We start from the raw sequence: 20,211 nt of genomic DNA, 5'->3' as shown, positions 1-20,211 counted from the left end.
GCCAGCAGTCGTGCCCCGGCATGCCCGACCACCCCCGAACCATCGGCACTGACATGGACCTTGGGACGCAACCCGATACCCTGCACGTAGAAAGTGCCCTCCGCCTGGACCGACAGAACCCCTCAGCAAGGTTCATCGTCCCAGGTCAGGAAGGCACTTTCGCGTTTCCGCCCCAAAGCCGGCCGTCCCCAAGTGAAACGGCGAGGCTAGGGGGAATTGAGGCGTTTCCACCCTGACGGGTGATGGAACAGGCGACCCCGGCGGTGGGCATGGACAAGCTCCTGGCAGACGGGTTCACGACCAAGATCACCAGTCCGCCAGGAGCTTTGCGGGGGCGAGTGGTTCGGGGACGGTCCGTTGGTGCGCTGCCTGATCTGTCGCTTGGTGCCACTACGCCCCGGGGATCTTCTAGAGGTTCCCGGGAAGCCCGTCCGCTTGATGCTCGTTGGTCAGGGTGCGTCGATGAGGATCCGGCTGTCAGCGGGCGCGGGCGTGGCGATTCCGCTTGCGTAGGTGGACTGTACGCGGGAGCGTTCGGTGGCGTCCGGTGTGGCGTTGGTGCAGGCCGTGCCGGCGCTCGACCCCGACATCAGCTGTGAGCAGGGGCCGGGCTTGGTGTCCGGCAGGCCGAGGCTGTGCCCCAGCTCGTGAGCGGCGATCCGGGTCTTGTTGTAGCCCTGGTCCACGGCCTGGCTGCCGAGTTCGACGCGGACCTGACCGCCCGGACGAACGGGGCCGAGCGTGGCCTGCGGCCAGCCCGTGGTGGCGACGATCACGATCTCGGCCGCGGTGCCGGACGCCGCTTCCACCAGCTTCACGTTGCTCACGTTCGCGTTCCATGAGGCGACTCCGGCCGCGATCGCGGCCTCCCAGCCCGCGGCGCGGCTGTCGTCATAGCGAAGGGACACCGCTGCCGCCCGCACAGCGGATGATTCTCCCGCGGGAGTGGTGGCGGCGGTCGCGGAGCCCGCCATGGCGAGGACGAGCGCTGTGGCGGAAGTGCCTGCCTTGAGCCAAGTGCTGAGGGGCATTGCTGCTCCTTCATCCGTGGGGGGAGTCCGGCCCCGGCGGGGCCGGGTGCGCGACGCGAGGGAGCGGCACGGGCTGTCCGGTGGGGGCCGGGCGCAACGTCGACCGCCCCTGCGGGGCGTGGCGATGGTACGCCCTTCATCCCGCGACTGCCATGTACCTGCCATAATTATTTCCGTCAGGATCCACTCCGCAGGGAGAATCGTTCGGCCGGCCGCCGAACGTGAGGGTGCCCGAGACTCGACCGCCTTACGCGATCAGCGTGTGATCATGCGTCAGCCCGCCCGGCATCACGTGCTATCGGCCTTGTGGGCCGATGAGGCGACCGGCCGGGAAGGCGGCGGTACCGCTTGCCGTGACGTCGAGAGGTCAGGCGCGGAGCAGGTCGGTCGAGACCGTCCGGAGGCGCTTGGCGGTGGCGGGATCCAGCGCCCATTCCTTGACTCCGTGCGGGTGCTGCGCGAGGTCGGCGTCATTCGGCACGGTGTAGGCCTCTTGCGAATCGTCGAGGTAGTGGCCTCCGGAATACGCGAACTGTGGGGCGACGGCCGCGACGATGCTGGTGGCAGCCCCCTGCTCGACCGTCTTGTACGTGAACACTCCGGCGGCCTCGGCCGCGTCGAGCGACTCCTTCTGTCGCGCGGTGAAGTTCCGCTGCAGTCCCGTCGCGACACCGCCGGGGTTCACCGCATTGGCGATGATGCCGTCGGATGCCCAGAGGCGGGTCGCTTCGACGGCGAAGAGAGAGTTCGCCGTCTTCGACTGGGCGTAGGCGATCTGCGGGTCGTAGCTGCGACGCTCGAAGTGGAGGTCGTCGAAGTCGATGCCGGAACGCATGTGCGCCGTCGAGCTGACCGAGACGATCCGTGCTCCGTCGCGGTCGGCCGCTCCCAGGGCCAGGGCGTCATGCAGACCGGTGGCGAGAGCGAAGTGGCCGAGATGGTTCGTCGCGAATTGCAGCTCCCAGCCCTCACGTGTCCGTTCGAGGCCACCGGTGACCACGCCCGCGTTGTTGATCAGCAGGTGGAGCGGGCCGTCCCATGCGTCAACGAATCGCGTGACAGTGGTCCTGTCGGCAAGGTCGAGCCGGACGGCCCGGGGCCGTATCCGCCCGGTCGACTTCGCGATCGCCTCAGCGACGGTGGCACCCGCAGTCGTATTGCGGACAGCGAGCGTCACCTCCGCTCCGGCGGCGGTCAGCACGCGAGCCGTCTCGATCCCGATCCCGGAGGAGGCGCCCGTCACGATCGCGCGGACGCCGGTGAGGTCGACGCCCCGCACAACCTCGTCCGCGGTACTCGAGGCGGTGAAGGGCGTGGAGATGGGCTCGCGAGCAGTCATGTCGGTGACTATACGTACTGGACTTGATTTGTATAGCTCGACTCCCGATCGTAAGCTCGTCGCATGAGCAGCCCCGATGCCGACCACCCGCCGTCGACAGTCGCCGCTACCGACCGTCGGACCATGGTGCTGGACTCCGCCATGGTCACGTTCGCGCGATTCGGCTACCGGAAGACGTCGATGGAGGAGGTGGCGCGGGCGGCGCGCATCTCCCGGCCCGGCCTCTACTTCCTCTTCTCCTCGAAGGAGACCCTGTTCCGTGCCGCGGCCACCCAGGCCCTGGAACGGGACATCACAGCGGTCGAACATGGCCTGGCCGACTCCGGACGACCCCTTCCGGAGCGCCTCCTCGAAGCGTTCGACCAGTGGGCGGGCCGCTACATCGGCCCGCTGGCGCGCGACATCGCGGCGGTCATCGAGGACAATCCCGAACTCCTCGGAGATATCGCCGAGACCGCGCCGCGACGCTTCGAGGAACTGATCACAGAAGCGATCGCTGTCGAGTCAGGACAGGAGGCGGCTCCCCTTGTCGCGCAGACGCTGATCAGCGCATCGATCGGCCTCAAGCGTCAGGCCGCGTCACGGGGGTTCTACCTCGAACGGCTGTCGGTCGCCATCGATCTCCTGGTGCGTTGAAGAGACTTGCCGAAGACGCGGAAGACGCCGAAGACGCGAAAGACGCCGAAGACGCCGAAGACGCGGAAGAGCCCGGCCGAACGTTCATGCGCTGAGATGGCCTCGTAGTGCTTCCCCAGTGCTCACCCAATGCTCTTGTTATGCGTGGGAGTGGGGGAGTGGGAGCGCGCGCTCCCACTCCTGTCAGTGAACCCGAGTCAGTGAACCCGAGTCAGTGGACCCGTGCCGGGGCCGCCGATCGGGATACCGCCTGGGACACCGCGTGGGACGAGGCGCCCGACGGGCCCAGCGCTCGGAGAGTTCTGTCGTCCAGGCGGGTTGACGTCGCGCGGACGTCCGTGCCCGTGACGTGGGACCAGTGGTGGATCATGCGGTCCATCAGGGGGCGGAGTTGCGAGCCCCGGGTGTAGAAGGCCTCCGGCTGCTGGACGACGGGAAGGTTCAGCTCGATGGAGCGCAGGAGCGTGGACATGTCGGAGCCGAGTTCGAGGAACGACCTCGTGTCCTGGTGGGCGCCCAGCCGTACCCGGTCGCCGATGCGCCGCAGCCGCTCGGTCGGGGTGCTCGCCGTCGCCCGCAGGTCCCGTACGACAGGGCTCTCCCAGCTGATCGCCAGGTGCAGCCAGGACATGAAGGTCACCGCGACGAACTCCTCGCGGGCCAGGTTGACCATGTCGGGGCCGCGCCGGTCGCGCAGTGAGTCACCGATCTGGGACACGAGGTCGGTGATCTGGAAGTCGTCCGTGGGGTTCGCGCCCGAGGAGTTGCTGGAGTTCTGGATACCCACCGACACCGCCTGCAGCAACTGCTGGAAGAAGTGTGCGAAGCGGGTGTTGGCGACCTCGGCGCGGTGGTATTCATACGTGCCCGGCCGCCCGCCGGGCCCGTGGTTGAGGTCGAGGCCGAGCAGCCGGTGGTAGGCGTTGCGGCGGACGGCGCCCTTGTCGGGGCGCAGGTCACCGCCCGTGGCGAGCACGGAGAACGGCGCCTGCTCACGGAAGAAGAGCCGTTCCGTCTGGTCCAGCCACTGCACGGTCTCCGCGGACGGGGTGTTGAAGATCTCGGTGCCGAGGAAACTCACCATGACCCGGCGCAGTATCTCCTCGATCCGGGTGTTCTCGACCATGTAGGCGTAGGCGATGTGGTCGGTGGTCTCCGGCAGGTTGATGCCCGGAGCGAAGCCGTCCAGCACCCGGCGGGCCGCGTCCTGCGACTCCTTGGCGTGGTACGGGTCGCGGACCGGGAACGACTCGGTCTTCAACTGCCAGGTCGCCTCGACGAGATGGGACAGGTCGGCGGCGGACTGCTTGGACAGGTATCTGGCCGCCTGGCCGAAACCGTTGTTCTGGTCGGCCGCCATCATGGCGGTAACGAGTTGCAGGAACACGTGCGGTCACCTCCTGGTGATGGGGTCGGGTGTCAGGGAAGTACGGTCAGCCGGCGGTGCGGCACGTCCGCGTCGGCCGGGAAGACGTTGTACGTGTGGTCGCCGCCGTCGCGGTCCTTGTAGGTGACCGTTCCGTTGACCGGGAACGGGCCCGTACCGGCCGGCACCGGCACCTCCATCTCCAGGTGGCTGCCGTTCAGCCTGGGGTAGACCGGGTGCGGTTTGCTCGGGTCCCAGGTGTAGGACTGGCCGCCGACCTGGAGGTTGATGGAGGTCACCGAGTTCAGCGCCGACGGTGTCTGGTCGGTCAGCCGGGTGTCGACGATCGCCTTCGTCTCGTCGTAGGAGTCCGTGCTCCAGTAGGCCGAGGTGACGGGCGTGCGCAGCGTGACCGTCCGCTGGTTGATCGCGTCCGCCGCTCCGTGCAGGGCCGCGTAGAACGCGTCGAACTGCGGTGTGTGCAGCCGCTCGTCCGCGCCGAGCTCCTGCCGGGCCAGCCGCCGGGGCAGATTGTTCAGCGCGGCGATGAGCCCCTTGATCTGGTCCTGGGTCCAGCCGGTGGCCGGTTCGGCCTGCGTCGCCCGCGTCTCCAGCGATGTCCGCGCAGCCTGGCTCTCCGGCATCGCCCGCGTCTCCTGCGGCACCTGGCTCCCCTGCGTCGCCGGGGTGGCGAGCTGTCGGCCTCGGCCCTGGGTTTCGGCTCCGGAGTCGCCCGGTTCCTGGATGTTGTTCGTCGTCATGGGTCAGCCTCTCTTGCCGAGCGCCGTCAGCCAGTTCTCGAATTCGGTACGGATCCGGTCACTTCCGGGTCCCTCCTGCGCCATCCGCAGACAGGACAGGGCGAGGATGCGCAAGGGCTCCGCGTCGGCCCAGTAGTCCGAGGTGTAGAGCGCGGGTCCGCCGCGCGCGGCCAGGGCGTCCAGCTCCGCAGGGGACACCCGGCCGGGGTCCACGAGGGAGGCCAGGGTGCGGCCGCGGAAGGCCGTCGCCGCCCGGCGCAGACAGGCCCGGGCCAGCGGAGCGAGCACCGGTGCGGACCGTTCCAGTACCTCCCTGCGGTGCCGTGGCACCTCGTCCAGCGGGTACGAGCGCAGCCACGCGAGCTCCATGTCGTCCCACGGCCCGGCCCCGTACCAGTCGCGGCACATCGCCGTGCCCAGCAGGACCCGCAGATACGCGGGCGGGTGCGGGTCGCCCGGCAGGATCGTCGTGACGTTCCGGTACGGCCCGGCGATCACGTCGTGCAGGGCGGCGAGGGCGGCGTACCCGGTGTGGGCGAAGGCGAAGGCGTCCGCGGCGATCTCCTGCGCCCAGCCCGCCCACTCGTCCGCCACTGCCTCGCCCGCGGGGGCGGCGGCCGCGTGCAGCGACCGGGCCAGCTCCCCGTTCCAGCCGAGCTGGAAGGCGACCTGGTGGCCCGTCTCGTGGATCAGGGCGGTCGGCCGCAGCAGGTTGTGCCGGGTGACCTTCACGGCGGCCACCGGACTGACGGCCGCCGGGTCCCACAACCGCACGCCGGCGCGCAGGATCGACGCGCCCATTCCCTTGTCCACGTAGGTGAGGACGCGTGCGACGGGCTGTCCCAGCGGGAGGAGCACCGGTTCCATGCTGCGTACGGCGAGCAGGTCGCAGGCGCCGAGCAGCGCCGTGAGCCGTTGTCCCGTACGGGAGTTGACCGCGTCCCCGTAGAAGTCCGCCACGGTCTCCACCTGCTGGACGTCGTGGCGCAGCGCCACCACGGCCCTGCGGACGTCCTGCACCTGGTCCGCGGTGCGGGCCGCGGCGAGCACGGCCGCCAGCGACCGGGCCCTGGGACGCAACCGGTCGACGGCGCGCTGGAGTTCGGTGCGCAGCGCCAGCCCGAGCCTGCGTTCCAGGGACTCCCAGGCCGCGGGCGCGGCGAAGTTCTCCGGCCTGGCCAGGCCCTCCACGGCGGCGGTCCAGTGGGCGATCTGCCGGGCGACCTGGGTGCGCAGCGCGGCGGCATCACGCTCGGCGGGCGGGCCGAACTCCTCGGCGTCCCCCGGCCCGCCGCGCTCGTAGTGCCAGCCGGGGCGCGGCGACGGCGGCGGCCAGGTCTCCACGGGCTGGGCCCGCGGAGCGAGCCGCAGGACCTCAACCACGGTGGAACCCCGCCTTGACCTCCACCTTGGCGGCGGCGTCCGTGGTCAGCGAGCCGATCGCGGAGGACAGCGCCGCCGGCGACGGGACCCGGCCCGACCGTACGGCCGTGACGATGTCGACGAGCCGGGTGCCCGGCAGCGTCACCACCAGGGTGACCCCGTGCCGAGGGGACTGGAGCGTACGGACGAACTCGCCCAGGTGACCCTGGCCCTGCAGGTACTGGGCCAGTATGTGCCCGGCGGCCCGTCTGAGCCCCGCCGCCAGGGCCGTGCGTACGCGCGGCGCGAGCGCCGAGACGAACTCCTCGCCCTCGCCCGCGGGCGACAGACTCGCCGACTGCTCGTTGGCCTCCCGGAAGATCCGTACGCGGCGGCCGGCGCCGTCGAGCAGGGCGGTGACCACGCCGTCCGCGAGGTCGGTGGCGAGGGCGGCGAGGAAGGGGCCGGTCGCGGGCGGGCTGCCCGCGGCGTTCAGCAGGGCCTGGGCGCGTTCCTCGGCGAGGTACAGCGCGACGACGAGCGCTTCGCGACCGCCGCGTGCGTCCACCGTCAGGTTGACCTGGGTGGGCCGTACCCGCCCGGACGACGGAGTGGCGGCGACGCCGGGTCCCGCCTCCGCGGCGCCGGCCGGCGCACCCGGGTTCGCGTCGGCCCCGGCCGCCGCGGGACCCGGTGCGGGCCGCGTCGCGTGCGCGGACCCCCGGTGACCGGCCAGTTCGATGCCGAAGAGCCGGGTGCCGGGCGCCAGCGCGCGGCCCTCGGCCGGAGACGGACCGTCCTTGCCGAGGCCGGGGTGGCCGAGGAGCGTGCCCGCGGCCTGCCGGGTGAGCGGCAGCAGCGCCACGGGACCCCGGCCGCGCCCGTGATCGCGCTCCGCGACCGCGATCTGCCGCGCCCACACACCGCCGCCCATCGCCTCGTAGAGGCTGACGACGACACGGACCGGGAAGGCCCGGACCCGGAAGCGGTCCCGCAGCAGCGTGTCCAGACGCACCCCGTCGGCGGTGCGCAGCGCGGCCGCCTGCGGGGCCTCCAGGGCCACCTCGAAGGAGCGGGAGAACCGCTTGTAGCGCAGGCGCCGCGGCCTGCTCCTCGGCAGGTGCAGCCAGGTGCCGTGCAGCCCGCGGGCCTCCAGCTCCGGCAGGTCCTCGCGCAGCAGCGACGTCGGTACGTTGGCCGCCGCGGCGGCGTTGAAGGCGGCCCCCGCCGCGGCCTCCAGACGCGCCGGGTCCTGGAGCTCCTCCGCCGGGAGCTGGGCCAGCCTGCGGACCGTGTCCTCGACGGTGGCGGTGAGAGCGGTGGCGGCGGTGCGCCGCGGGTCCTCCGGCCCGACCTCCAGGCCCAGCAGTTTCAGACCCGTGTCGGCTATGGCGCGGGCCAGGATGTTGGCCTCCCGCGGCCGGACCCACTTGCCGATGAGTCCGGCGATCAGGCCCGCGAGCGCATTCACGATCTTGTCCCGGCCGATGAAGGAGATGCCCTTGCGCACCAACGGGAGCACCGCCATCACCACGGGGATGAACTCCTCCAGCGCGGGCCGCGGGTCACCGCCCTCGGGCAGCTCGCTCAGCGCCTCGGTCAGCCGTTCCCTGGCCTCGTCGAGCGCCTCGGCCTGCGCCGCGGGCGTGTCCTGGGCGTACGCCTCGGCCTCCGCCCGTTCCCCGGAGAGCACCGCGCCGGCCTCGGCGAGCCAGTCCTCGCCCTCCTGCTCGTCCCGGGCCAGCAGCAGTCCCGCGGCGGCTCCGGTGGCTTCGAGGGCGAGTTCGGCCGCGGGTGACGGTGCCGTCGCCTCGGGGTCCTGGCCCAGCGCGTACGCGGTCGGGGCGTGGACGAGACTGTCCGCCTGCTCCGCCTCGGTGTCCGGCGCCTCGCCCAGCAGCTTCTTGGCGAGTGTCGCCGCGATCGGCCGCAGCGGAGCGGGCAGCCGGCCGATGCCGATCTTCAGCACCCGTTGCAGCAACGGGTTCACGAGCTTCTTCAGCTGCCCCAGGATCAGCCCGATCGGCAGTACTTTGCTGACGGCCTGGACGCCCTTCTTGGCGAGGTTGACCGCGCCCGTCACGGCCTTCTTGGCGAAATTGGCGATCGCCCCGAAGAAATTCTCGAACGCGGGCGTCTCTCCGAGCCCGGCCGGCGGCACGGCCGACGCGAACAACGTCTCGAGTTCGGCCTCGGTCAGCGAATGCGCGTCCGCGTTCCCGGCCGCCTCCGCCACGTTCTCCAGCATCGCCTCGGTCTGCCGGGCCAGCGGCTCCAGCCACTCGCGGGCCTGCGCCTCCCCGACCCGCGGGTCGGGTCCGCCCACCATCGAGGCCGTGTTCCGGGCGTGGAACGCCGCGGTCTCCTCCAGGAGTTCGGCGAGCGACTCCTCCAGCTCGTCCGCGTAGAGCTCGGCGAGCAGTTCTCGTACCGCCTCGCTCTCCGCGTCCACCGGGCCGCGCTCGGTCTGCCGCTCGGCCGCCCGGAACGGGCTGTCGAGATAGGTCGGGGTGCCAGGGGCCTCCCACTCGGACTCGTACTGGTCACCGGCCCGCTCCTCCGTACGGAAAGGAGAGGGGAGTTCAGTACCGGACGGCGGGGAACCACTGCTTTTCTCCGCCTCGGACATCCACGCATAGTGCTCGGTCAGCGACACGCTGCCCCCATGAAGAAAGACGTGTTCGTCGCGCGTCCCCGGCTCGACTCCACAAGCGGAATCGGGCAGCGGAATCGGCGACAGGAACAGAGCAGGAAAGTGCTGGAACGTACTGGAACGTACTGGAATGCGCGTAACGACATGTACGCGAATGGTGCGGGAGCGGCCGTCGGGCCGCGTCCGCCTATGTGTGTGCCTGTGTGAGCGCCTGTGTTCGCGTCAAGGCATACGGCTAATGCGCGTCAGACATGACTGCGTTCCCCCGATTGATTGCGTCGCGGCTCAACCGGCGACAGCCCCGTAGCCGCCCGAGCAGCAACCCCCGTCAGCTGCGAGAGCAGCTTCGCTGCCACGGTACCCAAGAAGCCTTCGGTCGTGGCCATGCCAATCAAGTCGTTCCGTTCGTGAGGTGTGCGCGGGATGCGGAGACGGGCCGGAGACGGGTCGGAGATGAGCCGAGGGCGATCGTCGGATGGAAATGAGGTGGTCGTGAGGCATATGCGGTCCCGACGTGCGTCTGTCATTTTCGAGAGTGCGGTGAACGACAGAGGACTTGGTGCAGCATGGGCGGTGGATCAGTGGCCGAATTGCCTCCCATGCGCTGCGGGAGGGGAAGCGGATCACCGGCCTTGACAATCCGAGGCCACGGCCAGAAGGCTGATCGGCCAGTCGGTTCGAGGGGAGCGGGGTTGTGGCCGAGCTGAGCATCTCGACGGCGGCCGGTGTGTTCGACGCGACCGCGGCGGGTCCGCCGGGAGGCCGTCCGGTACTGCTGCTGCACGGGTTTCCGCAGACGAGGCTGGCGTGGGAGCGGCAGATCACGGCACTGGCCGCGCAGGGCTACCGCGTCGTGGCACCGGATCAGCGCGGCTACTCGCCCGGGGTACGGCCCGAGCGCGCCGAGGACTACCGCATCACCACCCTCGTCGACGACGTCGTCGCGATCGCGCAGGAGCTCGGCTGGGCGACGTTCGACCTGGTGGGCCACGACTGGGGAGGCGCGGTGGCGTGGTGGACCGCCGATGCCCACCCCGCCCTGCTCCGCACCCTGACCGTCGTCTCGACCCCGCACCCCGGTGCGCTGGCCGGCGCCCTGCGCACGGACGAGGACCAGCGTGCGCGGTCGCTCTACATGCGCGACTGGCGGCAGGCGCCCGAGACCGAGAACGACATGCTCGCCCATGACGCGGAGAAGCTGCGCGGCCTCTACGGCGGAGCGGTCCCGCAGGCCGGCGTCGACGCGTACGTCCGGCACATGTCCCGGCCGGGCGCGCTCACCGCGGCACTGAACTGGTACCGCTCCGGCCGGCCCGAGCGCGCCATCGGCACCGTCGACGTACCGACGCTGTACGTCTGGAGCACGGAGGACATCTCGTTCGGTCCGGTGGCCGCGCGGGAGACCGGGCAGTGGGTCAAGGGACCGTACAGGTTCGAGACCGTCGAGGGCATCAGCCACTGGATCCCCGAGGAGGCGCCCGAGACGCTGAACCGGCTGCTGCTCGAACACCTCCGGGCCCACGGCGAAGGGCACGGGACGCCCTGATCGGCGGCGTCGCGTCCTTGGTGTCAGGCGGGCCGGGGCACGATGCTCACCGCGCGGTAGTCGTAGCCGTCCTGTGCGAAGCCGGGGGCCTCCCAGGTGAGGTCCACCTGTTGTCCGGGTGACAGTGTGCGGAAGCCGGGCATCTGGATCTCTGCGTAGTGGCCGAAGCAACCTCCGGGTGTCTCGGCGGAGTCGAGCACACCCCACCCTTCCTCGTCGTTCCACTCGCGTACGGTCGCCATCACCATGAGCGAAACCTGGCCGACGCAGGACCCGGGACCCGATGAATCACCTGTGGATCCGCGGACGAACGACCTGCGTCGGCCATGATTGTCGGGTGGCCGTCAGCGTCGGCCGGACTCGGTGCCGTCAGTGCCGGCCGGGCTCGGAGCGATCAGCGCCGGCCGAGCTCCGGGGCGATCAGCGCCAGCCGAGCTCCGGGGCGACATGCGTCAGGATGCTCTCGATCACATGTGTGTTGTACTCGACCCCGAGCTGGTTGGGCACCGTCAGCAGCAGGGTGTCGGCCGCGGCGATGGCCTCGTCGTCGGCGAGCTGCTTGACGAGCACGTCCGGCTCGGCGGCATAGGACCGGCCGAAAATGCTGCGTGTGTCGGCATCGATGTAGCCGATCTGGTCCTTCGAGTTGCCCTCCCCGCCGAAATAGGCGCGATCCCGGTCGTCGGTCAGGGCGAAGATGCTGCGGCTGACCGACACCCTCGGTTCGCGGGTGTGGCCCGCGGCGCGCCATGCCTCACGGTAGGCCTCGATCTGCTTGCGCTGCTGGACGTGGAGCGGCTCGCCGCTCTCGTCGTCCTTGAGGGTCGAGCTCTGCAGGTTCATACCCAGCCCGGCCGCCCACGCCGCGGTGGCGTTCGAACCGGACCCCCACCAGATACGGTCCCGCAGCCCCTCGGAGTACGGCTCGACCCGCAGCTTGCCCGGCGGGTTGGCGAACATCGGGTTGGGGTTGGGCTCCGCTATGCCCTCGCCCTTGAGCACGTCGAGCAGTGTCTCCGTGTACGCGCGTGCCATGTCGGCGTCCGTGCCGCCCTCCGGAGGCCGGTGGCCGAAGTACCTCCAGCCGTCGATCACCTGCTCCGGTGATCCCCGGCTGAGCCCGAGCTGGAGCCGGCCACCGGCGATCAGGTCCGCCGCGCCCGCGTCCTCGGCCATGTAGAACGGGTTCTCGTAGCGCATGTCGATGACGCCCGTGCCGATCTCTATCCGGCTGGTGCGCGCTCCGACGGCCGCGAGCAGGGGGAACGGTGAGGCGTGCTGCCGGGCGAAGTGGTGGACGCGGAAGTAGGCGCCGTCGGCCCCCAGCTCCTCCGCGGCGACGGCGAGGTCGATCGCCTGGAGCAGCGAGTCCGCCGCGGAACGTGTCCGGGAGTGCGGTGATGGCGTCCAGTGCCCGAAGGACAGGAACCCGATCTTTTTCATACCGCTTTCAACAATCGGTGACCGGATTCATTCCGCGACCGGATGCACTTCGCGACCGGATGCCCTCACGACCGGATGCCCTCCGCGACCGGAATGAGCGCCCGCACGTGTCAGGCAGTCACCTTCGCGGTGTCGCCGTCCGAAGAGCTCCCCGTATCGCTCCCCGTGTCGGAATCCCGCGCTTCCAGCACCGTGTACAGCACCGAACGCTGCTGCTTGTGCCGCTGGACCCGCCCCTTGGCCACCAGGGTCTCCAAGGTGTTGCGCACGACCTGAGGGGTGGTGCCGCGGTCGGGGTGCTTCCGCAGCAGTTCTTCCCGCAGCTCCGCAGCCAGCCGTGGTTCGCTGTGCTGCCGCAGCAGGCCGAGCAGCAGTTCCCGGAGCGGTTGCTGCCGACTGCCGCTCTTCTTACTCGCGACTTTGGTGTTCTTGCCGGTACCTCCGGTGTTCTTCCCGGCGCTCGCCGCGCGAGTTCCCCGGGGCTTACCGGTGCTGTCGCCGGCGGGTGACGGTGTGCCGGCGGCGGGCGCGGGGACACCGCTGTCGGTGCCACGTTCACCTCGTGCCTGTTCCGGCACGTGTGAGGAGTCCTGTGCCGCGGCAGGGTGGTCCGCGAGGGTCAAGATGCTCAGCAGCAGTGACTCCTCCTGCCGCAACAGCTCCATCTGGCGGGTGAGTTCACGCTGGCGGCGGCGGTTCTCCTCGAGATCCGACACTGCTTGGCCGGCATACCTGGACCAGTTGGCGGCGGTGGCTGATTCGCTGGGCACAGCCGTTCACTCCCTCGTGTGTGGATGACGCTGCGCATGCTACTGGGAGTGCGCGGGGCATGCCGAGAGCGACGAAGCAGGTGACCGGCGCCGTGACCGGCAGCGCGGACAGTTGTCGCCGTTGGCCGCACGGCCCCGGGTGCCCCGGGAAACGTGTGCGGGTGCGTGTGCGGCTCACACCGACGGGGGAGCCGCCGGTAGCGGCCCGGCCCGCAGGTGGTCACATGTCGGCGGCTCGAGGGCGACCCCATAGACTCGCCGGGTAGGGCTCGCGGGGGACGGCCGGACAGCTGGAGGCTCTGTGATACACGTGCTTCTCGCCGATGACGAGCATCTGATTCGGGGGGCGCTGATCGAACTGCTCGGCATCGAGGGCGACGTGGAGGTCGTCGCCGACACGGGCGAGGGCGCGGAGGTGCTGCCCCTCGCGCTCACGCACCGCCCGGACGTGGCGGTCCTCGACGTCAACCTCGCCGGTACGGACGGGATCCGGATCGCCGCGCTGCTGCACGAGCGGCTCCCGTCGTGCCGGACGCTGCTGCTGACCAGTCTGAGCACCGCGGCCACCGTACGGGAGGCGCTGGATTCGGGGGTCAACGGCTATCTGATGAAGGACGCCGCTCCCGACGCCCTCGCCGAGGCCATCCGGAAGGTGGCGGCCGGGCACCGGGTGATCGCGCCCGAACTCATGCTCGCCGCCTGGGAAAGCCGCGCCAACCCGCTCACCCCGCGCGAGACGGAGGTGCTGCGGCGGGCCGCGGAGGGGCAGACCGTGGCGGAGATCGCGGACACCGTCCGCCTGTCGGTCGGCACGGTCCGCAATTACCTCGGCAACTGCATCACGAAGCTCGGTGCGCGAAGCCGTCTCGACGCGGTGCGCATCGCGCGGGAAGCGGGGTGGCTGCCGCCGGAGACCCGGCCTGCGCCTTCGCCGGACAGGACACCGTGACCAGGAAACGCCCGGCGACGGGACTCCCCGCTCTGCAGTGACCGCCCAGTTCGGCGGCGCGTGACGTCAGATTGGCCAGACCGTGCCCGGGGGCGGGAGCCGTGGGACGGCGGGCGCCGCGCACTCCGTCGTTGAGCACGGACAGCAGAATCGCGTCGCCGCTGCGCCCCAGGGCGATGGTGCACGTGGTGGCCTCGCTGTGCCGGAGAATATTGGCCACGAATTCACGGACCGCGGTCGCGAAGAGATTGCCGATTTCCCCCGAGGGAATGGCGACGTCCTCACGGACGGTGACCTTCACCCCTATGCCTTCCAGCAGCGAGCGGGCATTCCTTATTTCGCCGCGGAACGACAGGTCGCCGAAATCGTGGGCCATCGAGCGCATATCCGCGAGCACCTCGCGGGTCAGCCCCACCATGTTCCGCACTTCGGAACGGGCCCGTTCGTTCTGACTGCCCAGATGACGATTGGCCAGTTCTCCGCGGATGGACGCGAACGCGAGCCGGCTCGCCAGCAGATCGTGCATGTCGCGTCCGATCCGCTGCCGTTCGTCCTGGAGCGCGCTGCGGATGGCGTGGTCCTCCGCGCGGCGCATCCAGGACAGGCGGCAGGCGATCCGCAGCAGCGTGGCGACGGCCAGTCCGACGCCCAGGGTCACCCCGGCCGCCACCGCCGATTCCACGTACGACAGGCCGTTCTGCCTGCTCACCGCCGCGTCGACGGCGAGGATCGCGACGAACACGCCCGTGCCCCTGCCACCCCGCAGGGCGGCGAGCGCGGCACCGGCGACGAAGCCTCCCATACCCGGCCACAGGGTCCGGACGGCCAGGCAGGGCACGTACGTCAGGACCGTCTGGAGGGCCGGCATCCACAGCGAGAACCGGCGGAATTTCTTGGCGGCCGGCGGACTGTGCAGCGCCTGGACCGCAATCAGCGCCGGTAAACACGCGGCCCATGTGACAAAGGCCGCATCGCGCGCTCCGACCGACAGCATTTCGATCAGGCCATTGAGCGCGACTCCGGCCTGAAGTACACAGACAGCGGTTACCGCCATCCATGCCGTCGGGACGCGCTTGTAGAACCCGCCCACAGTTCCCCCCGTACGTGATCCAGCGCACGACCTGCGATCCCAACCGATCATACGCGAACGAGTGTCCGCGCTGTTGCGGCCGAATGAAGAGGGTTCGTTATCGGTCTTTCGAGCGGCGCAACCGCGCCCCCATCCGCTCCCGAGCCAGCCTCGAGCGGCAGCTCACAGGGTTTCCCCGTCAACACCTCGGGGTCACATCGAAAGGGGCTGTCGGATCATGGCGAGCAGGACTGGAGCCGGGCGGTGACCCGGCGAGCGGTGATCACCGGAATCGGGGTGCGCACGCCGGGCGGCCGGGGCACGCAGGAGTTCTGGGACCTGCTGACCGCAGGGCGGACCGCGACCCGGCCGATCACCTTCTTCGACGCCTCGCCGTTCCGCTCGCGGATCGCGGGCGAGGCCGACTTCGACGCCGGGGCGGAGGGGTTCACCCCGCGCGAGATCCGGCGGATGGACCGGGCGACGCAGTTCGCCGTGGCGTGCACCAGGGACGCCGTCGCCGACAGCGGACTCGACTTCGCCGCGCTCGACGCGCGCCGGGTGGGCGTGGCCCTGGGCAGCGCCGTCGCCTCGGCCACCAGCCTGGAGAACGAGTACCTGGTGATGTCGGACGCCGGCCGCGAGTGGCTGGTCGATCCCGCCCACCTGTCGCCGTACATGTTCGACTACCTCAGCCCCGGCGCGATGCCCGCCGAGATCGCCTGGGAGGTCGGCGCCGAGGGCCCGGTCACCATGGTCTCCGACGGCTGCACCTCGGGCCTGGACGCGGTCGGCTACGGTGCCCAGCTCATCCGTGAGGGCAGCGCGGACACCGTGCTCGCGGGCGCCGCCGACACCCCGGTGTCGCCGATCGTGGTCGCCTGCTTCGACGCCATCAAGGCGACGACCCCGCGCAACGACGAACCGGCCACCGCCTCCCGCCCGTTCGACGGCACCCGCAACGGCTTCGTGCTGGCCGAGGGCGCCGCGATGTTCGTCATCGAGGAGTACGAGGCGGCCCGCGCCCGCGGCGCCCATGTCTACGCCGTGATCGGCGGCTACGCGACGCGCAGCAACGCATACCACATGACCGGTCTCAAGAAGGACGGGCGCGAGATGGCGGAGGCGATCCGGGCGGCGCTCGACGAGTCCCGGCTCGACCGGACGGCCGTCGACTACGTCAACGCCCACGGATCGGGCACCAAGCAGAACGACCGGCACGAGACGGCCGCCTTCAAGCGCAGCCTGGGCGAGCACGCGTACGCGGTCCCGGTGAGCTCCATCAAGTCGATGGTGGGCCACTCCCTCGGCGCGATCGGCTCCATCGAGATCGCCGCGTCCGCGCTGGCGATCCGGCACGGCGTGGTGCCGCCGACGGCGAACCTGCACACCCCCGACCCGGAGTGCGACCTGGACTATGTCCCGCGCCTCGCCCGCGAGCAGCGCGTGGACACCGTGCTCACCGTGGGCAGCGGCTTCGGCGGCTTCCAGAGCGCCATGGTGCTGCACGGCCCGGAGGTGAGCGCCGCATGAGCGCCGCCCGTACGGTCGTCACCGGGCTCGGGGTCGTCGCGCCCAACGGGCTGGGCACCGAGGAGTACTGGAAGGCCCTGCTCGCCGGGGAGAGCGGCATCGCCGAGCTGAGCCGCTTCGACACCACCGGCTACCCGGCCCGGCTCGCCGGCGAGATCCGGGACTTCGACGCGGCCGAGCACCTGCCGAGCCGGCTGCTCCCGCAGACCGACGTCTCCACGCGCTACGCCATCGCCGCCGCCGACTGGGCGCTCGCGGACGCCGGTGTCGACGCCGGGTCGCGGCTCGCCGACTACGACATGGGGGTGGTCACCTCCACCGCCCAGGGCGGCTTCGACTTCACCCACCGCGAGTTCCGCAAGCTGTGGCACGAGGGACCGGAGTACGTCAGCGTCTACGAGTCCTTCGCCTGGTTCTACGCGGTCAACACCGGCCAGATCTCCATCCGCAACGGCATGCGCGGACCGAGCGCGGCCCTCGTCGGCGAACAGGCGGGCGGCCTGGACGCCATCGGGCACGCCCGCCGCACGGTACGGCGCGGCACCCGGCTGGTGCTGAGCGGCGGCGTCGACTCCGCCTTCGATCCCTGGGGCTGGTCGGCCCAGCTCGCCGGCGGGCGGGTCAGCACGGCCGACGACCCCCGCCGGGCGTACCTGCCGTTCGACACCGCGGCCCGGGGCCACGTCCCCGGCGAGGGCGGCGCGATCCTGATCGTCGAGGACGCGGCGTCGGCGCGGGAGCGGGGCGCGGCCCGCACGTACGGCGAGATCGCCGGGTACGCGGCCACCTTCGACCCGGCGCCGGGCTCGGGACGTCCGCCCGGTCTGCGCCGGGCCGCCGAACTCGCCCTGGCCGACGCCGGGTTGACACCGTCCGACATCGGTGTGGTGTTCGCGGACGCGGCCGGGCTCCGCCCGCTCGACGAGGCCGAGGCGCAGGCGCTGCGCGAGGTCTTCGGACCGCACGGCGTGCCGGTGACCGCGCCGAAGGCGCTGACCGGCCGCATGTACGCGGGCGGCGGCCCGGCCGACGTGGCGGCGGCGCTGCTCGCGCTGCGCGACCAGGTGGTCCCGGCCACCGCCCACACCGTCTCCGTACCGGACACGTACGGACTCGACCTCGTCCTCGGCGAACCGCGTGCCGTCGACGCCCGGGCCGCCCTGGTGCTCGCCCGGGGCCGGCACGGCTTCAACGCGGCCCTCGTCCTGACCACCGTCTGATCCGACCCCACCCGAGGGAGAACACGCACCATGGCACAGATGACCCTTGACGACCTGCGCGGCACGCTCATCGCCTGCGCCGGCGAGGAGGAGTCGGCCGCCCTGAACGGCGACATCCTCGACATGACCTTCGAGGACCTCGGCTACGACTCACTGGCGCTGATGGAGAGCGCGTCGAAGATCGAGCGTGACTACGGCGTCGCACTGCCGGAAGAGGCCGTCGCCGACGCCGACACCCCGCGCGCCCTGCTGGCCCTGGTGAACAGCCTGACCGCGGCCGCCGCCTGACCTCCCGAGGGGGCCGCGCCGCCGACAGGAGCGCGGTCCCCTCGCCACACTCGCCGAGACGTCCAGGAGACCTGATGTCCTCCGCTGTCCTGCACCGCAGCGAACACACCCTGACGACCACCGCACCGGCCGGCGCCCTCTACGCCCTCGTCGCCGACGTCGGCCGCTGGCCGGCCGTCTTCGAACCGACCGTGCACGTGCACCACCTGGAGCGTGCCGAGCGGTCCGAGCGGTTCGAGATCTGGGCCGAGGTGAACGGCGAGGTGGTCCACTGGACCTCGCGCCGTGTCCTCGACCCGGAGCGCCGCTACATCTCCTTCCGCCAGGACCACAGCACCCCGCCGGTCACCTCCATGTCGGGCGGCTGGCTCTTCCGCGAACTGCCCTCCGGCGGTACGGAGATCGTGCTCCGGCACCGGTTCGCGGTGGCCGACGACGACCCGGCCGCCGTGGCCGCGGTCACCGCGGCGCTGGACCGCAACAGCGCCCGTGAACTGGCCGCCCTGGGCCGGCTGGCCGCCGGCGGGCACGCGGTCGACGAGGTGGTGTTCGCGTTCTCCGACACCATCGAGCTGTCGGTCCCGGCGGCCGAGGCCTACGAGTTCGTCGCCCGCGCCGAACGCTGGCCCGACCTGCTGCCGCACGTATCCCGGGTGGACCTCGCCGAACCGCGCCCGGACGTCCAGCAGATGGAGATGGACACCGTCACCCCGGACGGCTCGCGGCACACCACACGCTCGGTGCGCATCTGCCGCCCGGGGGCGTGGATCGCGTACAAGCAGCAGGTCACGCCGCGGCTCCTGGCCGGGCACAGCGGTCAGTGGTCGTTCACGGACGGGCCCTCGGGGTCCTTCGCCACCGCGCGGCACACCGTCGTGATCGACCCGGCGGCCGTCCCCGGGGTGCTCGGCCCGGAGGCGACGCCGGCCGACGCCCGCGCCTATCTGCGCGACGCGCTGGGCCGCAACAGCCGGGCCACCCTGGAGGGCGCGGCGGCGGCACGCGTGTAGCGGTACGCGGCCTTCTCACGACGCGGCCGGGCGGGAACCGAGACCTCGGTTCCCGCCCGGCCGCGTGGCGTTCAGTCCGCCAGCAGGCGCGCGTACTCGACGGCCGCGGGCTGGAACTGGAGCACCACATGACTGGCCGCGCTGTGCGCGTCGCGCCAGGCCCGCTGCAACGGAGAGGTGTGCTGCTGGCCCCGGGTGCCCGCGCCGCGGAAGAGCCGCTCCACGGCCGTGACCGACAGGTCGGCGGCCAGCGCGCAGTCCCGTGCCGCCCGGCCGACCTCCAGAGCGTCGAGCCCGCCCCGGTCCGCGGTGGCGGCGGCCCGGTGCAGCAGCAGCTCCGCGGCGTCGGTCTCGCCCGTCGCGCGGGCCAGGTCGGCGGCGGCCGTGTCGGACAGCGGGCCGCGCCCGGAGGCGAGCGTCAGCCAGGAATCGGCGGCACCGCGGGCCGCGCCGAGGACGGGCGCGGCGAAGCACAGCCCGTTGACTGCCCGGAGCGGCACGCGGTGGCAGGGGGCGGCGCCGTCCCCGGCCGTACCGGCGATCAGGGCGTCCCGCCGGAACGACCGGTGAGCGGGCACCAGCGTGTCCTTCAGGACGAGTGTGCTGCTGCCGGTGCCGCGCATGCCGACGCTGTCCCAGGTGTCCTCGATGTCGTAGGCGTCCCGCTCCACGGCGAAGAACCGGGTCTCGGTGGTACCGCCGCCGGAGGCGACCGCGCACACCAGCGCCCACTCGGAGAACTCGATCAGACTGACGTAGGGCCAGCGCCCGCCGACCCGCCAGCCGCCGGGCACGGGCTCCGCGCGGCCGAGCGGCATCAGCGCCCCCACCACGAGCGTGTCGGGGCCGTTCCGCCAGAGGTCGGACCGCCCCTGCTCGGGCAGGTAGGCGGCCATGCGGGGCAGATGAGCGGTGAGCGAGGCGGCCCAGGCGGCGGAGGTGCAGCCGGCGCCCACGGTGGCGACGGCGGCGACGACGTCGGTGAAGCCGCCGGACCCGCCACCGTGCGCGACGGGTGCGAAGTGCCGGGCGAAACCGGCGGCGAGCAGTGACTCCACCACCTGGGCCGGGAGCGTCCGCCGGCGCTCGGACTCGGCCGCGTACTCGGCGGCGATCTTGGCGGTGTCCGCGGCCGCGGTGGTCAGTGCGGAGGGTTCGGTCGGGCGGTCCGGCATGGGGCGGTCTCCTCGGTCTCTCGCGACATGGCCCGGCCCAGGCTCGCCGCCGCGGCTCGA

General features: G+C 71.4%; 18 protein-coding genes. 7 read left to right on the top strand and 11 right to left on the bottom strand.

What is annotated here, in order from left to right; genetic code table 11:
* Nucleotides 1-449: 449 nt before the first annotated feature.
* Nucleotides 450-1,031 (bottom strand): snapalysin family zinc-dependent metalloprotease, encoded by a 582-nt coding sequence (locus ACFV6E_RS30235; RefSeq protein WP_385465880.1) that lies wholly within the window; start codon nt 1,029-1,031, stop codon nt 450-452.
* Nucleotides 1,032-1,398: 367 nt separating this feature from the next.
* A complete protein-coding gene (locus ACFV6E_RS30230; RefSeq protein ID WP_385465877.1) occupies nt 1,399-2,370 on the bottom strand; it encodes an SDR family NAD(P)-dependent oxidoreductase in 972 nt (323 codons plus the stop codon).
* 63 nt (nt 2,371-2,433) lie between these two features.
* Between ACFV6E_RS30230 and ACFV6E_RS30225 the strand changes: the two genes are divergently transcribed.
* Nucleotides 2,434-3,006 carry a TetR/AcrR family transcriptional regulator gene (locus ACFV6E_RS30225; protein ID WP_385166504.1) on the top strand — a complete coding sequence of 191 codons (573 nt, stop codon included), beginning with the start codon at nt 2,434-2,436 and terminating at the stop codon, nt 3,004-3,006.
* A 211-nt stretch (nt 3,007-3,217) separates the two neighbouring features.
* On the opposite strand, the gene ACFV6E_RS30220 is transcribed toward ACFV6E_RS30225, so the two are convergent.
* From ACFV6E_RS30220 to ACFV6E_RS30205, 4 genes are read right to left on the bottom strand one after another with little or no spacing between them, the layout of a single operon-like run.
* Complete coding sequence (locus ACFV6E_RS30220; protein ID WP_385166502.1) at nt 3,218-4,393, bottom strand: hypothetical protein; 1,176 nt, start codon at nt 4,391-4,393, stop codon at nt 3,218-3,220.
* Nucleotides 4,394-4,425: 32 nt separating this feature from the next.
* A complete protein-coding gene (locus ACFV6E_RS30215; RefSeq protein ID WP_385166501.1) occupies nt 4,426-5,133 on the bottom strand; it encodes a hypothetical protein in 708 nt (235 codons plus the stop codon).
* A 3-nt stretch (nt 5,134-5,136) separates the two neighbouring features.
* Entirely contained in the window at nt 5,137-6,516 is a 1,380-nt protein-coding gene (locus ACFV6E_RS30210; protein WP_385166499.1) for a hypothetical protein, read from the bottom strand.
* Nucleotides 6,509-9,124, bottom strand: coding sequence for a hypothetical protein (locus ACFV6E_RS30205; protein WP_385465875.1), 2,616 nt, complete (start codon nt 9,122-9,124; stop codon nt 6,509-6,511). Before ACFV6E_RS30205 ends, ACFV6E_RS30210 begins: the two co-directional genes overlap by 8 nt.
* Before the next feature lie 718 nt (nt 9,125-9,842).
* On the opposite strand from ACFV6E_RS30205, the gene ACFV6E_RS30200 reads away from it, so the two are divergent.
* Nucleotides 9,843-10,694, top strand: a complete 852-nt coding sequence (locus ACFV6E_RS30200; protein WP_385465872.1) for an alpha/beta fold hydrolase — start codon at nt 9,843-9,845, stop codon at nt 10,692-10,694.
* A 23-nt stretch (nt 10,695-10,717) separates the two neighbouring features.
* Here ACFV6E_RS30200 and ACFV6E_RS30195 read toward each other — a convergent pair whose 3' ends face one another.
* The 3 genes from ACFV6E_RS30195 to ACFV6E_RS30185 form a co-directional block, all read right to left on the bottom strand.
* Nucleotides 10,718-10,942: a cold-shock protein gene (locus ACFV6E_RS30195; protein WP_385166494.1), complete on the bottom strand. Its 225-nt coding sequence runs from the start codon at nt 10,940-10,942 to the stop codon at nt 10,718-10,720.
* Between the two features lie 172 nt (nt 10,943-11,114).
* Entirely contained in the window at nt 11,115-12,137 is a 1,023-nt protein-coding gene (locus ACFV6E_RS30190) for an LLM class flavin-dependent oxidoreductase (protein WP_385166492.1), read from the bottom strand.
* Between the two features lie 110 nt (nt 12,138-12,247).
* On the bottom strand, nt 12,248-12,907 hold the full coding sequence (locus ACFV6E_RS30185; protein WP_385465869.1) for a hypothetical protein: 660 nt from the start codon (nt 12,905-12,907) through the stop codon (nt 12,248-12,250).
* Nucleotides 12,908-13,208: 301 nt separating this feature from the next.
* On the opposite strand from ACFV6E_RS30185, the gene ACFV6E_RS30180 reads away from it, so the two are divergent.
* The gene (locus tag ACFV6E_RS30180; RefSeq protein WP_385166488.1) at nt 13,209-13,856 is read left to right on the top strand and encodes a DNA-binding response regulator; all 648 of its coding nucleotides are present in this window, start codon (nt 13,209-13,211) and stop codon (nt 13,854-13,856) included.
* Here the strand turns inward: ACFV6E_RS30180 and ACFV6E_RS30175 are convergent.
* Nucleotides 13,747-14,946 (bottom strand): sensor histidine kinase, encoded by a 1,200-nt coding sequence (locus tag ACFV6E_RS30175; RefSeq protein WP_385166486.1) that lies wholly within the window; start codon nt 14,944-14,946, stop codon nt 13,747-13,749. The genes ACFV6E_RS30180 and ACFV6E_RS30175 overlap by 110 nt on opposite strands.
* A gap of 243 nt (nt 14,947-15,189) precedes the next feature.
* Here ACFV6E_RS30175 and ACFV6E_RS30170 point away from each other — a divergent pair, with 243 nt between their 5' ends.
* The 4 genes from ACFV6E_RS30170 to ACFV6E_RS30155 all read left to right on the top strand — a co-directional run bounded on the left by ACFV6E_RS30170 (nt 15,190) and on the right by ACFV6E_RS30155 (nt 18,976).
* On the top strand, nt 15,190-16,458 hold the full coding sequence (locus ACFV6E_RS30170; RefSeq protein WP_385166484.1) for a beta-ketoacyl-[acyl-carrier-protein] synthase family protein: 1,269 nt from the start codon (nt 15,190-15,192) through the stop codon (nt 16,456-16,458).
* Entirely contained in the window at nt 16,455-17,678 is a 1,224-nt protein-coding gene (locus tag ACFV6E_RS30165; RefSeq protein WP_385166482.1) for a ketosynthase chain-length factor, read from the top strand. Before ACFV6E_RS30170 ends, ACFV6E_RS30165 begins: the two co-directional genes overlap by 4 nt.
* A gap of 39 nt (nt 17,679-17,717) precedes the next feature.
* The gene (locus ACFV6E_RS30160) at nt 17,718-17,966 is read left to right on the top strand and encodes an acyl carrier protein (protein ID WP_385465866.1); all 249 of its coding nucleotides are present in this window, start codon (nt 17,718-17,720) and stop codon (nt 17,964-17,966) included.
* Nucleotides 17,967-18,040: 74 nt separating this feature from the next.
* Complete coding sequence (locus tag ACFV6E_RS30155) at nt 18,041-18,976, top strand: aromatase/cyclase (protein WP_385166478.1); 936 nt, start codon at nt 18,041-18,043, stop codon at nt 18,974-18,976.
* Between the two features lie 71 nt (nt 18,977-19,047).
* Here the strand turns inward: ACFV6E_RS30155 and ACFV6E_RS30150 are convergent, their stop codons facing one another.
* Nucleotides 19,048-20,151 (bottom strand): acyl-CoA dehydrogenase family protein, encoded by a 1,104-nt coding sequence (locus ACFV6E_RS30150; RefSeq protein WP_385465863.1) that lies wholly within the window; start codon nt 20,149-20,151, stop codon nt 19,048-19,050.
* Between the last annotated feature and the right edge of the window lie 60 nt (nt 20,152-20,211).

The organism is Streptomyces sp. NPDC059785, assembly GCF_042732375.1.
Classification (GTDB): Bacteria; Actinomycetota; Actinomycetes; order Streptomycetales; family Streptomycetaceae; genus Streptomyces.
The sequence above is the reverse complement of the archived record's forward strand: the minus strand, read 5'-3'. Positions and strand labels throughout refer to the sequence as shown.

Bases quoted from the DNA above. Each gene is read 5' to 3' on its own strand.
- ACFV6E_RS30235 (WP_385465880.1), bottom strand. From the start codon at position 1,031: ATGCCCCTCAGCACTTGGCTCAAGGCAGGCACTTCCGCCACAGCGCTC.
- ACFV6E_RS30230 (WP_385465877.1), bottom strand. From the start codon at position 2,370: ATGACTGCTCGCGAGCCCATCTCCACGCCCTTCACCGCCTCGAGTACC.
- ACFV6E_RS30225 (WP_385166504.1), top strand. From the start codon at position 2,434: ATGAGCAGCCCCGATGCCGACCACCCGCCGTCGACAGTCGCCGCTACC.
- ACFV6E_RS30215 (WP_385166501.1), bottom strand. From the start codon at position 5,133: ATGACGACGAACAACATCCAGGAACCGGGCGACTCCGGAGCCGAAACC.
- ACFV6E_RS30205 (WP_385465875.1), bottom strand. From the start codon at position 9,124: ATGTCCGAGGCGGAGAAAAGCAGTGGTTCCCCGCCGTCCGGTACTGAA.
- ACFV6E_RS30195 (WP_385166494.1), bottom strand. From the start codon at position 10,942: ATGGTGATGGCGACCGTACGCGAGTGGAACGACGAGGAAGGGTGGGGT.
- ACFV6E_RS30190 (WP_385166492.1), bottom strand. From the start codon at position 12,137: ATGAAAAAGATCGGGTTCCTGTCCTTCGGGCACTGGACGCCATCACCG.
- ACFV6E_RS30165 (WP_385166482.1), top strand. From the start codon at position 16,455: ATGAGCGCCGCCCGTACGGTCGTCACCGGGCTCGGGGTCGTCGCGCCC.
- ACFV6E_RS30160 (WP_385465866.1), top strand. From the start codon at position 17,718: ATGACCCTTGACGACCTGCGCGGCACGCTCATCGCCTGCGCCGGCGAG.
- ACFV6E_RS30155 (WP_385166478.1), top strand. From the start codon at position 18,041: ATGTCCTCCGCTGTCCTGCACCGCAGCGAACACACCCTGACGACCACC.
- ACFV6E_RS30150 (WP_385465863.1), bottom strand. From the start codon at position 20,151: ATGCCGGACCGCCCGACCGAACCCTCCGCACTGACCACCGCGGCCGCG.